Origin of the sequence: Cellulophaga sp. BC115SP, assembly GCF_009905545.1 — a bacterium.
Lineage (GTDB): Bacteria > Bacteroidota > Bacteroidia > Cytophagales > Spirosomataceae > Flectobacillus > Flectobacillus rivi.
The window spans coordinates 48,961-63,136 of the sequence record NZ_JAAALB010000016.1 but is presented as its reverse complement, the minus strand read 5'-3'; the positions used below and the strand labels follow the sequence as shown (position 1 = coordinate 63,136).

Below are 14,176 nucleotides of genomic sequence, written 5' to 3'. Positions count from 1 at the left end.
TCGGAAAGCTATGTCTTATAACCATTAAGGAATCTGAAATCATGAAAAAAGTAATCACCTTTGGCGAAGTTTTGATGAGATTAACTACGCCTAATTTTGCAAGATTTTCACAGTCAGATGCTTTCAACATCAACTTTGGTGGTGGCGAGGCCAATGTGTCATCTTCTCTTGCAATTATGGGTATTCCTGCAAGCCATGTTACAGTTTTTCCTGATAATGACCTTGGCTATGCTGCTCGCACTACTTATCTCAAATACGGAGTTGGTACGGAGTTTATGCAAATGAAAGGAAATCGCTTGGGTATCTATTTTGTAGAAAATGGTGCCGCTATGCGCCCATCAAAGGTGATATACGACCGTTTTGATTCTGCTTTTGCTTTATTGAACCCAGCTGATTTTGATTGGGAATCTATCTTTGCTGATGCGCAATGGTTTCATTTTACTGGAATATCTCCTGCTATATCGGCATCGGCTGCTGAAGCTTGCTTACAGGCCGTAAAAGTGGCTCGTAGAATGGGGTTAACTATCTCCGCAGATGTGGGCTACCGCAAAAATCTTTGGCAGTGGGGCAAAAAACCTAGCGAAGTAATGCCTGAGCTAATTTCGTATTGCGATATTATTATCTGTAGCAAAGGCGATGCAAATGATATGTTTGGAATTACACCAAATGATGAAAAGGGTAGTTTTAAATCTATTTGCCAGCAGATTTTAACCCAATTTCCCCAAGCAAAATTTGTATTGAATACCAAAAGAGGTCAAATTTCAGCGTCACATAATACCCTTTCAGGGCAATGCTGGAATGGTACCGAAATGATTAAAACGAAAACAATAGATATACCAAATATTATAGATCGAATTGGTGGGGGCGATGCCTTTATGGCTGGTTTTATTTATGCGTATATTACATTTCAAGATATTCAAAAAGCATTAGAATACGGTGTAGCGGCTTCAGCCTTAAAGCATACTGTGGAAGGTGATTTTAACTTAGCTACTTTACAGGAAATTGAAATGGTGGTCAAAGGCGATGTAAGCGGTAAACTTAAGCGCTAATCAGTCATTATTTTTTTCAAAATCGACATAGATTCTTCAATTTCTGAAAGAGTCATCGAAGCAAAACCAATCCTACAAGCATTTAAAGGCTTATATGCGCTTCCGTTTGGCAAGTATAAGCCCTTTTTATGGGTATTTTCAGACAAACTTTCTAGGGGATATTTTTCAGAAAACTTCATCCAGATGGCCATACCGCCTTGCGGTTTTTCGAAAGATACTTTTTCTCCTAGCTCTTTTTCAAATAATTCACAGGTAAAATCCCGACGCTGACGATATTCTTTAAGCGCTTTAGTTACATGTCGTCTGAGTGTTCCGTCTTCTAATAAATCAGCCAAACAAGCCTCAAGCATGGTATCTCCTTGGCGGTCAATAATTCTTCTTATTTTAGCAAGTTCTTCAATGATTTCAGGACTCGCTACTACATATCCTACTCTAAAAGTTGGTGCTATCAATTTAGTAAATGAACCAATATAGATAACTCTTCCTTGCGTATTAGCACTTGCTAATGGTAGCACTGGTCGATTAGCATAATGAAAATCGTAGTCATAGTCATCTTCGATAACCCAAAAATGATAAGTTTCAGCAAGCTGCAATAAATGTAAACGACGCTCTGGTTTTAGCGTGACCGTAGTCGGATGATAATGGTGTGAGGTAACATACACCATCCGAATAGGATGTTTTTGACATAGCTTTTCTAATGCAATAGTATCCAAGCCATCCTCATCCACAGGAATTGTCATGGTTGTAGCTCCAAAATGCTCAAAAGTTAAATTTGTCGCTTGATAACTCAACTCTCCAACCACAACCAAGTCGCCCGAACGGATGAAAGCATGAGCTACTAAATAAATCCCCATTTGGCTTCCTCGTGTGCTAAGGATATTTTCGGCAGCTATAGAGAGCCCTCGGGTTTGATTGAGTAATGTTGCCAAATTTTCTCGGAAACGACGTAATCCATAAACTTCCGTGTAATTCAATAAAGCTGGCTCTGCGTAGTTTATGTAATGTGTATAACGTTTGGCTAATGCTTCCCTTGGAGCTAAGCGTGGGTCAGGCAAGCCATCATTGAAGGCAAGGCGATGTTGAATTAATTTAGGTAAAAATAATCCCGACGCTCGGTTGGTCAGGATACTATCTTTTTCGCTCGTATCACTTATTTGAGTAGAAATAAATCCTTTTGCCTGAACTATTGGAAGTTGATTACTCACGAAAACACCTCTTTTCGGTAAAATTTCAATCCATCCTTGCGATTGAATCTCTTCATAAGCCTGAATTACGGTCTGACGATTTATTTCTAATAAATCAGCCAATGGACGAGAACCCAAAAGTTTACAACCTTTTGGAATAATCCCACTTTGAATATGTTGAATAAAAGCATTGGCAAGCTGTACGTACAAAGGCACTGCCGAACCACGCTCCAATACTAAAATCGACTTATAGGGAATTTGCATCTGGACTATTTTGCTATTTGTAACTGGACTAATAAACTATACCAGTAAAGATAGAAGTTTGTAACATGATTTATCAACATATCTGTTAACAATTCACATTTACAAGCACTTATGGAAGAGGTTAATTTAAAACCAAGTCGATTAGCAAAAAGAGCTAGCTATGACTCCGAACAAATTTACAGTATCCTCGACGAAGGATTGGTTTGTCAAGTAGCCTATGTAGAAAATGGTAGACCAATGATGATACCAACAGGATATTGTCGAATAGGGAATAAACTCTATATTCATGGCTCGGTTGGGAGTCATTTTATGCGCAGTCTCGCCGATGGTCGAGAGGTTTGCCTATCGGTTTCATTGTTGGATGGTTTGGTATTAGCTCGCTCGGCTTTTCATCATTCGGTCAATTATCGTTCTGTGGTAGTATTTGCACAAGCTGAACTTATCACCGATGAGCAAGAGGCATGGGATGCTTTAGAAGCCTTTACCGAACACGTTATCAAAGGTCGCTGGGCAGAAGTTCGTGAGCCAGATGCATCCGAAATGAAGAAAACAATGGTTTTAGCATTTTCATTGGAAAAAGCTTCGGCTAAAGTACGAGTGGGTAATCCAAGCGATGATGAAGAAGATTATGAGTTACCAGTTTGGGCAGGAGTATTACCTTTAAAACAAGTTGCTCAAGCCCCAATTACTGACCCACTCATGCGTCATGAAACGCCAATTCCTGATTATGTAGCAAATTATTCTCGTGGAAAATAAGCTTTAATCTTTAAATCAAAGAGGGTAACTTGTTGCCCTCTTCGCTATTCTTCAAATCTTTCTTAGGAATGATTGGGTAAAAAAAAACAAAGACTGCCTTTATAAATTAATCGCATCTTTTCATCCTAATCAATCTTAAAATGCCCTTAGAACAAACATTTCGTTGGTTTGGTCCAAAAGACCCTGTATCATTGGCGCATATTCGTCAGGCAGGAGCTACAGGTATCGTAACAGCACTTCACCATCTGCCCAATGGCGTAGTTTGGTCGTTAGAAGAAATTTTGACTCGTAAAGCCGAGATAGAAAAAGCAGGACTTAATTTTTCTGTAGTAGAAAGCGTTCCTGTACACGAAGACATTAAAAAGCGTTCTGGCAATTATTTGCAATACATCGAAAACTATAAGCAAAGTTTGTTAAACCTTGGTAAAGCAGGGATTGACACGGTGTGCTACAATTTTATGCCTGTATTGGACTGGACTCGTACCGATTTAGATTACCCATTAGCTGATGGTTCAACAGCCCTACGCTTTGATGCGACCGAATTTGTAGCTTTTGAAGTATTTATTCTAAAAAGAAAAGGTGCAGAAGAAAGCTATACTGAAAGTCAATTGCAAAAAGCACATACTTGGTATAATCAAGCGAGTGAAGCTGCCAAAACCAAATTGATTCGTAATATTATTGCAGGTTTGCCTGGGAGTGAAGAAAGCTTTACTGTAGAAGAATTTGCTGCTGTATTAGGGACTTATCATGAAGTTGGAGATGCAGAATTGCGTGCCAATCTTTATGAATTTATCCGAGCTATTACTCCAGCAGCAGAAGAAGCAGGCATCAATCTAGCCATTCACCCTGATGACCCTCCGTATCCAATTTTGGGCTTGCCACGAGTTGTAAGTACCGAAAGTGATGCAAAGCAACTATTAGCCGCTTACGAAAGTTCTAATAACGGTCTTTGTTTCTGTACAGGCAGTTATGGTGTTCGTGAAGACAATGACCTAGCAGGTATGGTCGAACGCTTGGGAAGTCGTATCAACTTTATTCATTTACGTGCAACCAAACGAGACGCAGAAGGCAATTTCTATGAGGCTGACCATCTTGACGGTGATGTAGATATGTATGGTGTCATGAAAGGTCTTGTCTTGGAACAACGTAAGCGTATCGCAGAAGGTAGAAAAGATTATCGTTTGCCTTTCCGTCCAGACCATGGGCATCGTATGTTAGATGACTTAAATCCTGAAAAGCGTACCAATCCGGGTTACACCGCTATTGGTCGTTTGCGTGGCTTAGCCGAGCTTCGAGGATTAGAATTAGGAATCGCCAGAAGTTTGTAAAATCTTAAGCCTATGTCAAAAGCATAGGCTTTTTTATTTTTAATTTAGGGAAAAAGTCGAGTTGTATTACTTTAATAATATTGTATTGTTAAATCCTTGCAGATAGTCATAGAATATCCTCAATAGAAGTCTAATTTTGACATACTATTGAGTACAACTTTAAGATTATCTGTGTACTATCGACAATTGACAATCAGAATGCTTGAATATCAGTGTTTTCTCAAGGAGATTGTCGAGGTACATAAACTTAATTTTCTGAAAAATTATGAAAAAAGTATTTTACCTACTAGCCAGTATATGTTTGTTGGCTGCAAAAGCTGAAGCTCAGGAAGTTCAAAAACACGAAGGGGCTTTGAAATTTTTGGTAATGGGCGATTGGGGGCGTGTTGGCGAAGACCACCAAAAGCCTGTAGCAGACCAAATGGGAAAAGTAGCCAAACAAATTGGTAGTGAGTTTGTCATTTCTACAGGAGATAATTTCTATCCAAGAGGTGTTCAAAGTGAATTTGACCCATTATGGAAATATTCTTTTGAGGATATCTACACTGCTTTCTCTTTGCAGTGGGATTGGTATCCCGTTTTAGGGAATCACGATTATGGTGGCAACCCCGATGCACAGGTTGCCTATTCAAAAATTAGTCGTCGTTGGCGAATGCCAGCTCGTTATTACACTAAAACCTTCCAAATAGATGGAGGTAATGAAGTGTTAGTAGCGTTTATTGATACCAACCCATTGATTCCTGATTTTTATAAAAATAAAGATTACGGTCCCAATGTCATCAGTCAAGATAGCACAGCTCAGAAAAAATGGTTAGACAAGGTATTGTCCACAACTTCTCCAAAAGTAAAATGGAAATTGGTAGTAGGGCATCATCCATTGTTTACAGCTACCGAAAAACGCAGAGAAAGTTACGATACCAAGGCGGTGAGAGCATCCTTAAAAGGTGTTTTGGATAAGCACCAAGTAGATGCCTATATCTGTGGTCATGACCATGACTTGCAACATTTACTTCCTCCAGGTAAAACACACTATTTTGTGTCAGGGTCTGCTTCTGAAAGTACAGCTATTGGAACATTACCCATCAGTAAGTTAGCTAGTAACGAATATGGCTTTATGGTGTTTTCTGTAACGAGCAACAAACTCAATGTTCAAGTGGTAAATCAAGACGGTAAAGTCATTTACACAACAGAACTTACCAAATAAGATTTAAAAGATTTAATTAAAAGCAAGGGGATTTTGTGCTATGGCTGTCACAAAATCCCCTTGCTTTTTTATATGCAAAATACAGTAATTCTTACAAAGCCCTAATTCTGAGATAATTATTAAACGTATTGATAAAATAATTGTATCAAACCTTTTGTTTATCAGAGACTTTACGTAATTTTGCACCCCTGATTTGAGCGACTATCAAATGAATTTCTTAGAAAAGTGCAGTTGAAATCATTCAAATTAGGAAAGTGTATCTCTCAATAACAACAAGACAAAATGCCAACTATACAACAGTTAGTACGTAAAGGTAGAGAGCAAATGACTTGGAAGTCAAAATCTCCAGCCTTAGATTCTTGTCCACAACGTCGTGGCGTTTGTACAAGGGTATATACTACAACGCCAAAGAAACCAAACTCTGCGATGCGTAAAGTAGCCCGTGTACGTTTGACAAATGGTAAAGAAGTAAACGCATACATTCCAGGTGAAGGTCACAACTTGCAAGAGCACTCAATCGTATTGATTCGTGGTGGTCGTGTGAAAGACTTACCAGGGGTTCGTTACCACATTATCCGTGGTGCATTGGATACTGCAGGTGTTAACGGTCGTCGTCAGCGTCGTTCTAAATACGGTGCTAAACGTCCTAAGCCAGGTCAAGTTCAAGCTCCAGTAAAAGGCGGAAAAGGCGGTAAGAAAAAGTAATTTGAAAATTTGAAAATTCGTTAATTTGAAAGTGTAAAGTATTAATTTTCAAATCTTCAGATTATCATATTTCCAAATTCAACAACCAGTCCAGTATGCTAAGTTAAGAGCAGAAGCTTGGGCTATCATTAAAAAACTTAACAAATCCAATGAGAAAGGCAAAACCAAAGAAAAGATACGTGTTACCTGATCCTAAATTTAGAGATGTAATGGTAACTAAGTTTGTTAACAACTTGATGTACGATGGTAAAAAATCAACGGCATTCAACATTTTTTACGGTGCATTAGACAAAGTTGAAGATAGAACAAAAGAAAACGGTTTGGAAACGTTCAAAAAAGCTTTGAACAACGTAATGCCAGCTGTAGAAGTAAAAAGCCGTCGTGTAGGTGGTGCTACATTCCAAGTACCAACAGAAGTACGTGCAGATCGTAAATTGTCAGTAGGTATGAAGTGGTTGATTCTTTATGCTCGTAAGCGTGGAGAAAAAACAATGGTAGATCGTTTAGCTGGTGAAATCATCGCTGCTGCTAAAGGTGAAGGTGCTGCTGTTAAGAAAAAAGACGATACACACCGCATGGCGGAAGCGAACAAAGCGTTCTCACACTTCCGTTTCTAATTCTAATCAAGTTAACAACACTCAGAGATACACACAAAGAAAGGCAAACTCAGCAATGGGTTTGCCTTTGCTTTTATGGCAAAGCGCTATTTACAAAAACATAGTATTGTATTAGGTATAATTACTATTTGAAAATCAGTGTCTTATAAAGTATTTATGTTTTTTTGCTCAAAAAGTTTGGTAAATGCCTCATGAATGCCTAATTTTGCATTCCAAACAAAAGGGTCTTGTGGCCGAGTGGCTAGGCAGAGCTCTGCAAAAGCTTGTACAGCGGTTCGAATCCGCTCGAGACCTCAAAAGCGTAATTAGTGAAAGCTAATTGCGCTTTTTTTTGCTCCAATCTTACTGAAGTAAATAATAGATGAATAGAATTAGCGAAAAACTATGTTACTGATCCTTTAGGAAGAAAGTAGTAAATGACGAATAATTTTTCAATGCCACTCCTTATTACTTTTCAGAATACTCGTCTTCATTTGTATTCTCAACTAATAGTCACTTAATATCAGACAATTGTACTACATACCTAGCATTTACCTTCTGTTTGAATGTTTCTCCTCATCCAAAAATTGGGGGTATAGAAAGTAAAAATCACCTAGTTTTATCTTTATTTATTAACATTATTTTCTCACAGATAAAGATAAATTCTTCTATCTCAGTAAATAAGCAATTTTAGTATTTTTCCAAGATTTAGTATTTTATAAAGATTACCAATTCTATCATATTACTATGCTATTTTGGCTGTATAAAAACTGAGAAAAAAAATGACAAAAATCATACTGATGTATGCAAATTGGACAGTGACAAGGATGGTGAATTCAAAAAAATGAACTAAATTCGAAGGTTTAATTTGTTAGATAAAAGGTCTTGTAAATGCTGAATAGATAATGCTAATTGAATTAAAAAGAACTAGCTGATTTTGTGGAAATTATATAGGAGATTTTTAAGCCGTATATTCAACAAAATTGTAAATAACTTAGAATTATTCTAAATAGTTCACAACTATACCAATTTTGCTGAAAATCAATAATAAATAAATTGGTTCGTAATTATTCCGATTGTACTTTTGTGACCCGAAATAGTGTGTTTCTTCTAGTTTTTTGCCTTAGTTTTTAGATTGAAAACTCTAAAAATAAATGGAAGTATCAGATTATTAGGTGAATAGTTTAGCGTAGTACTTAATTATTAAAATTAGTTTATAGATTCTTATGATAACCATGAAACGCTTGAAAATTGTTGCTTTGACAATGCTACTGGGAATGTTTGCCTCGGTTGTAAGAGTAAATGCTCAGGATGTAGCAGAAGGAGAGCAAATTTTCAAAAACAACTGTGCGGCTTGTCACAATACAAGTGCAGAACCTTTAGTGGGGCCAGGCCTTCAAGGTGTAGGTCAAAGAAGACCGTTGGATTGGATTGTAAAGTGGGTTCACAACCCTCAGGCAGTTATCGCCAGTGGTGATAAATATGCTAATGATCTTTACAACAAATTTGGTAAGGCTCAGATGACAGCATATCCGGGTTACTCGGAAGCTCAAATCAAGAGTGTACTTGCTTACATCGAAGCACAAAATGCAGCTCCAGCGGCTCCGGCAGCAGGTGCAGCTCCAGCGGCAGGTGCAGCAGCTCCAGCAGCTGAGTCTAACGGTGGAATGCTACAGTATATCCTAATCGCACTTCTTGGCGTGATGGTATTGGTATTGGTTGCATTGTTGTCAATTGTTACTACGCTTTCTAAATTGGCATCGGTGTCTGCTGAAGAAGCTGAAAGTATTCCTTTATTGCAAAGAATTGCTGAAAATGGTAAAAAATTAGCAGCAAATAATGCTTTCAAGACAGGTGCAGCTCTTTTGATTACCTTATTGATTGGTAAAGCTACGATTGATGCTGCTTACGGTGTAGGTATTCACCAAGGCTATGCTCCAGAACAGCCAATCCATTTCTCTCACAAACTTCATGCTGGTGACTACCAAATCAACTGTGGATATTGCCACACAGGTGTTTACAAAGGTAAAGGTGCTAACGTTCCTTCTCCAAACATTTGTATGAACTGTCACAATACAATCAAGCGTGAGTCTCCAGAAATTCAAAAAATTTACCGTGCTATCGAGAAGGATGAGCCAATCCAATGGATTCGTGTTCACAACTTGCCTGATTTGGCATACTTCAACCACGCACAGCACACTAATGTAGCTGGTTTGGAGTGTCAAAACTGTCACGGTGAAATTCAGAAAATGGAAGTAGTTGAACAACGCTCAACATTGACTATGGGTTGGTGTATTGACTGTCACAGAAAAACTGACGTAAATACAAAAGGCAACGCATACTATGATAAGCTTGTTGAAATTCATAATAAAGAAAACAAAGAGCCTTTGAAAGTTGCTAACATCGGAGGTTTGGAGTGTTCAAAATGTCACTACTAAGAAGTCAAATGTCAGAAGCAAAAAACAAAAACGTTTTTCTTGCTTCTGACTTGTTACTTCATTTTAATATTCAATAGTTTCTGTTTATACTGTTATAATATATATGGAAAATACTACAAAAAGGTATTGGAGAGGGATTGAGGAGTTAACTAACGATGCTGAGTTCGTTAAATATGCAGACCGTGAGTTCGGTGATGCCCCATCAGCAGACGAGAAAGAAGGTGCTATCTTCGATGGTACAGGATCTCATCGTCGTGATTTCTTAAAAGTGTTAGGTTTCGGTATGTCGGCGGTAGCGTTGGCAGCTTGTGAAGCTCCAGTTAAGAATACGATTCCGTACTTAAATAAGCCAGAAGATGTTGAGCCTACTATTGCTAACTGGTATGCTTCAACTTTTGTAGATGGCGGTGAATACGCTTCTATCTTGGTAAAGACACGTGAAGGTCGTCCTATCAAAATTGAAGGTAACAAAGCTTCTTCTGTATCTAAAGGTGCTCTTTCTGGACGTGCTCAAGCGTCTGTTTTGAGTCTTTATGATAACGAAAAACTAAAAGGACCTCAAATTGCAGGTAAGGCTGCTGATTGGGCTTCTGTAGATAAAGAAATCATCTCTGGATTAGCTAAAGGTGGACAGATCAGAATTGTAACAAATTCTATCTTGTCTCCTACAACTAAAAAAGTTATCGGTGATTTTATTGCTAAATACCCAACTACTAAAGTTGTTACTTATGACGCAAACTCGTTGTCAGGTTTAGTAGCAGCTAACGGTGTATTACCAAGCTTCGATTTTAGCAAGGCAAAGACAATCGTTTCTTTGGGTGCTGACTTCTTAGGTACTTGGATTTCTCCATCTGAATTTGCTGCACAGTGGGCTAAAACTCGTCGTGTATCTTCTGCAAAAGGTGGAAAAAAAGAAATGTCTCGTCACTATCAGTTTGAGACTATTATGTCTAACACTGGTGCTAACGCTGACTATCGTGCAACATATAAGCCATCTCAAGAAGGTTTAGTTGCAACAGCTCTTTATAATGCTGTAGCGGCAAAAGTAGGTGCTCCTGCTTTATCAACATCTGCTGTAAAAGTTGAGTATTTGGAGAAAGCTGCTGCTGACTTAGTTGCTTCAAAAGGTGCTTCTATTGTAGTATCTGGTTCAAATGACGCTTCTGTTCAAGCTGTTGTAGCTGCAATCAACGGATTGGTTGGTGCTTATGGTACAACAATTGATTTAGGAACTCCAGCTAACTACCGTCAAGGTTCTGATGCTGAAATGAATCAGTTCATTAACGAAGCTAAATCTGGTGCAATTGCTGCAGTTATCTTCTATAACGCAAACCCAGTTTACAACCACCCACGTGGTGCTGAATTGGCTGAAGCTCTTCCAAAAATTGCTTTAACAATTGCGACAAACGATAGAGCTGACGAAACAGCTTCATTGGTAAAATATAACACTCCTGACTCTCACTTCTTGGAGTCTTGGAATGATGCTGAGCCTAAAAAAGGTTTCTTCTCATTGACTCAGCCTACGATTTCAACAATTTTCAAAACTCGTCAAATTCAGTCTAGCTTATTAACATGGGCTGGTTTGAATGCTGATTATGCTTCTTACTTGGAGTCTAACTGGACTAGCAATATTTTAAAGGCTGGTAAAGTTCAGTGGTCACAAGTATTGCATGATGGTGTGTATGAGTTTGGTTCAACACCTAGCGCTGCTACTCCTGCTGTGAACTTGGCTGATGCCGCTGCTGCTATCTCTAAGAACTACAAAGCTTCTTCTGATAAATTAGAATTAGCAGTGTATGAGAAAGTAAGTATGGGTACTGGTTCTCAAGCAAACAACCCTTGGTTACAAGAGTTGCCTGAGCCAGTTTCTAAAGCTTGTTGGACAAACTATTTGGCGGTTTCTCAAAAGACAGCTGCTGAATTGAAATTAGAGCAAGACAAAGAAGCTGAGTTGACTATTGGTGGCAAGTCTATCAAATTGCCAGTGTTGGTTCAACCAGGTCAGGCAAATGGTACTATCGCTGTAGCTATCGGTTACGGACGTACAAAAGCTGGTAAATCAGCTGATGGAGTAGGTGCTAATGCTTATCCTTTCATCTCAACTGTTAATGGTACGTTAGCATTCTTCAATACTGGAGATGTAGCTATCAAATCAACTGGAGAAGAGGTTAAAATTGCTCAAACACAAACACACAATACTGTAATGGCTCGTGAGGCTGTTGTTCAAGAAACAGTATTGTCTGAATACAAAAAGAATGTAGAAGCAGGACGTTTCAAGCCAGAAATCTTAACAGCTGAAGGTAAGAAAACTGCAACTGATATTTCATTGTGGAATGGTCACAAATACAACAACCACGCTTGGGGTATGGTGATTGACTTAAATACTTGTACTGGATGTAGTGCATGTGTGGTGTCATGTTCTGCTGAAAACAACGTTCCAGTTGTAGGTCGTCAAGAAGTTATCAACCGTCGTGAAATGCACTGGATGCGTATCGACCGTTATTACTCTTCTGATGCGGATATTGAAGATTTAAAAGGATTGGAAGTAGCTTCTGAAAACCCAGAAGTTGTATTCCAACCAATGTTGTGTCAACACTGTAACAACGCTCCTTGTGAAACAGTATGTCCTGTATTGGCTACTACTCACTCAACAGAGGGCTTGAACCAAATGACTTACAACCGTTGTATCGGTACACGTTACTGTGCTAACAACTGTCCATACAAAGTACGTCGTTTCAACTGGTTCCGTTATTTCCAAACTGACGATTTCGATTTCCATTTGAACAATGACTTAGGTCGTATGGTATTGAACCCAGACGTAACGGTTCGTTCACGTGGGGTAATGGAAAAATGTTCGATGTGTGTTCAACGTATCCAAGCTGGTAAGTTGGAAGCTAAGAAAGAGAAGAGAAGACCAAAAGATGGAGAAATCCAAGTGGCTTGTGCTCAATCTTGTCCAACAAGTGCTATTACTTTCGGAGATATGAATGATCCAGAATCAGAAATTTCAAAAGTATTAGAAGCTGAAAAAGTTGGCCGTTCGTTCGGTGTGATTGAAGAAATCAACGTTAAGCCAAATATCTCTTACTTAGTAAAAGTACGTAACAAAGAAAGAGAAGCAAAAAAGGCTGAGGGCGAGGCAAAAGAACACGCATAAGTAAGAAATTAGAGAGGGAGAAATCCCTCTCATATAAGAACATAACGAATTTAAAACTATTAAATCTTAAAATATGTCGCACGTAGTATCACCAATAAGAGAAACCCTCGTAGGAGGTGGTAGATCTTATCACGATGTAACACAAGACATCTGCAAGCAAGTTGAAGGTGAACCAACGAAAGAGTGGAAAATTGCCTTTTCTGTGTCTTGTGTGATTTTCGCCTATGGTGCCTATTGTTTAGGTTACACATGGTGGCAAGGAATTGGAGTTTGGGGTTTGAACAAGACCGTAGGTTGGGCTTGGGACATTACAAACTTCGTATGGTGGGTAGGTATCGGTCACGCTGGTACGCTTATCTCTGCTGTATTGTTGTTGTTCCGTCAAAAATGGAGAACTTCAATTAACCGTGCAGCAGAAGCAATGACAATCTTCGCAGTATTATGTGCTGCTTCATTTATCTTGGCTCACATGGGTCGTCCTTGGTTGGCTCACTGGGCATTGCCACTTCCAAACACATTTGGTTCTATCTGGGTTAACTTCAACTCACCATTGGTTTGGGACGTATTTGCTATCTCAACTTACCTTTCTGTTTCATTGGTATTCTGGTATTTAGGTCTTATTCCTGACTTGGCTACAATCCGTGACCGTGCTCAGACTAAGGCATCTAAATTCTGGTATGGTTTGTTCTCTGTGGGTTGGACTGGTTCTGCTAAAACTTGGGCTCGTTATGAATATGTGTCTTTGATTTTGGCGGGTATCTCTACTCCTCTTGTACTTTCTGTACACACAATTGTATCAATGGACTTTGCTACTTCGGTAATTCCGGGATGGCACACTACAATCTTCCCTCCATACTTCGTTGCGGGTGCTATCTTCTCAGGTTTTGCTATGGTGCAAACTTTGTTGTTGATTACTCGTGTTGCGTTTAAATTGGAAGATTATATCACCATGGAACACATCGAAATGATGAACATCATCATTACAGTAACAGGTTCTATTGTTGGTATTGCTTACTTAACTGAGTTCTTCATTGCTTGGTACTCAGGTGTAGAATACGAAAGCTACTGTTTCATCAACCGTGCATTTGGTCCTTACTGGTGGGCTTACTGGATGATGATGACATGTAACGTAATCTCTCCACAGTTGTTCTGGTTTAAGAGTATTCGTACAAACATCCTTATTTCATTCATCCTTTCGGTTGTTGTGAACGTGGGTATGTGGTTCGAACGTTTTGTAATCATCGTTTCTTCATTGCACCGTGACTATATTCCATCTTCTTGGGCAATGTTCTCTCCAACGATGTACGATATTGGTGACTATATTTTCTCATTCGGTTTATTCTTCACATTATTCTTCTTGTTTGCTAAGTTTTTGCCAGTAATCAACATGGCAGAGGTGAAAGCAGTAATGAAAGGAGTTTCTTCAAACTATCCTTATAAGAAGAAATCTGAAGGAGGAAAAGAATCCGTTACTCATTAATAATCATTCAAAAGG

General features: G+C 38.8%; 10 protein-coding genes and 1 tRNA gene. 10 read left to right on the top strand and 1 reads right to left on the bottom strand.

Annotation, left to right across the window (positions count from 1 at the left end):
- The first annotated feature begins 41 nt into the window (after positions 1 to 41).
- The gene (locus GVN22_RS13720; RefSeq protein ID WP_205690894.1) at positions 42 to 1,049 is read left to right on the top strand and encodes a sugar kinase; all 1,008 of its coding nucleotides are present in this window, start codon (positions 42 to 44) and stop codon (positions 1,047 to 1,049) included.
- Here the strand turns inward: GVN22_RS13720 and GVN22_RS13715 are convergent.
- Positions 1,046 to 2,497, bottom strand: a complete 1,452-nt coding sequence (locus GVN22_RS13715) for a PLP-dependent aminotransferase family protein (protein ID WP_166551581.1) — start codon at positions 2,495 to 2,497, stop codon at positions 1,046 to 1,048. The two genes, GVN22_RS13720 and GVN22_RS13715, sit on opposite strands and share 4 nt — an antisense overlap.
- Positions 2,498 to 2,608: 111 nt before the next feature.
- Here GVN22_RS13715 and GVN22_RS13710 point away from each other — a divergent pair, with 111 nt between their 5' ends.
- The 9 genes from GVN22_RS13710 to nrfD all read left to right on the top strand — a co-directional run bounded on the left by GVN22_RS13710 (position 2,609) and on the right by nrfD (position 14,161).
- Positions 2,609 to 3,253 carry a pyridoxamine 5'-phosphate oxidase family protein gene (locus tag GVN22_RS13710; protein ID WP_166551580.1) on the top strand — a complete coding sequence of 215 codons (645 nt, stop codon included), beginning with the start codon at positions 2,609 to 2,611 and terminating at the stop codon, positions 3,251 to 3,253.
- Between the two features lie 140 nt (positions 3,254 to 3,393).
- Entirely contained in the window at positions 3,394 to 4,581 is a 1,188-nt protein-coding gene (gene uxuA, locus GVN22_RS13705) for a mannonate dehydratase (RefSeq protein ID WP_166551579.1), read from the top strand.
- Between the two features lie 265 nt (positions 4,582 to 4,846).
- Positions 4,847 to 5,785, top strand: coding sequence for a tartrate-resistant acid phosphatase type 5 family protein (locus GVN22_RS13700; protein ID WP_166551578.1), 939 nt, complete (start codon positions 4,847 to 4,849; stop codon positions 5,783 to 5,785).
- Positions 5,786 to 6,067: 282 nt separating this feature from the next.
- Entirely contained in the window at positions 6,068 to 6,490 is a 423-nt protein-coding gene (gene rpsL, locus GVN22_RS13695) for a 30S ribosomal protein S12 (RefSeq protein ID WP_095161129.1), read from the top strand.
- 149 nt (positions 6,491 to 6,639) lie between these two features.
- Positions 6,640 to 7,107 (top strand): 30S ribosomal protein S7, encoded by a 468-nt coding sequence (gene rpsG / locus GVN22_RS13690; protein WP_095161130.1) that lies wholly within the window; start codon positions 6,640 to 6,642, stop codon positions 7,105 to 7,107.
- A gap of 223 nt (positions 7,108 to 7,330) precedes the next feature.
- Positions 7,331 to 7,401 (top strand) — tRNA-Cys (locus GVN22_RS13685).
- A gap of 920 nt (positions 7,402 to 8,321) precedes the next feature.
- Positions 8,322 to 9,524 (top strand): c-type cytochrome, encoded by a 1,203-nt coding sequence (locus tag GVN22_RS13680; RefSeq protein ID WP_205690893.1) that lies wholly within the window; start codon positions 8,322 to 8,324, stop codon positions 9,522 to 9,524.
- Between the two features lie 103 nt (positions 9,525 to 9,627).
- The gene (locus GVN22_RS13675; RefSeq protein ID WP_166551576.1) at positions 9,628 to 12,681 is read left to right on the top strand and encodes a TAT-variant-translocated molybdopterin oxidoreductase; all 3,054 of its coding nucleotides are present in this window, start codon (positions 9,628 to 9,630) and stop codon (positions 12,679 to 12,681) included.
- A 73-nt stretch (positions 12,682 to 12,754) separates the two neighbouring features.
- On the top strand, positions 12,755 to 14,161 hold the full coding sequence (gene nrfD / locus GVN22_RS13670; RefSeq protein ID WP_166551575.1) for an NrfD/PsrC family molybdoenzyme membrane anchor subunit: 1,407 nt from the start codon (positions 12,755 to 12,757) through the stop codon (positions 14,159 to 14,161).
- The last annotated feature ends 15 nt before the right edge of the window (positions 14,162 to 14,176 follow it).

What these genes read in the sequence shown, in the direction of transcription:
- GVN22_RS13715 (WP_166551581.1), bottom strand. Translation starts at nt 2,497, where the DNA reads ATGCAAATTCCCTATAAGTCGATTTTAGTATTGGAGCGTGGTTCGGCA.
- rpsL (WP_095161129.1), top strand. Translation starts at nt 6,068, where the DNA reads ATGCCAACTATACAACAGTTAGTACGTAAAGGTAGAGAGCAAATGACT.
- uxuA (WP_166551579.1), top strand. Translation starts at nt 3,394, where the DNA reads ATGCCCTTAGAACAAACATTTCGTTGGTTTGGTCCAAAAGACCCTGTA.
- GVN22_RS13675 (WP_166551576.1), top strand. Translation starts at nt 9,628, where the DNA reads ATGGAAAATACTACAAAAAGGTATTGGAGAGGGATTGAGGAGTTAACT.
- GVN22_RS13710 (WP_166551580.1), top strand. Translation starts at nt 2,609, where the DNA reads ATGGAAGAGGTTAATTTAAAACCAAGTCGATTAGCAAAAAGAGCTAGC.
- GVN22_RS13680 (WP_205690893.1), top strand. Translation starts at nt 8,322, where the DNA reads ATGAAACGCTTGAAAATTGTTGCTTTGACAATGCTACTGGGAATGTTT.
- nrfD (WP_166551575.1), top strand. Translation starts at nt 12,755, where the DNA reads ATGTCGCACGTAGTATCACCAATAAGAGAAACCCTCGTAGGAGGTGGT.
- GVN22_RS13700 (WP_166551578.1), top strand. Translation starts at nt 4,847, where the DNA reads ATGAAAAAAGTATTTTACCTACTAGCCAGTATATGTTTGTTGGCTGCA.
- rpsG (WP_095161130.1), top strand. Translation starts at nt 6,640, where the DNA reads ATGAGAAAGGCAAAACCAAAGAAAAGATACGTGTTACCTGATCCTAAA.
- GVN22_RS13720 (WP_205690894.1), top strand. Translation starts at nt 42, where the DNA reads ATGAAAAAAGTAATCACCTTTGGCGAAGTTTTGATGAGATTAACTACG.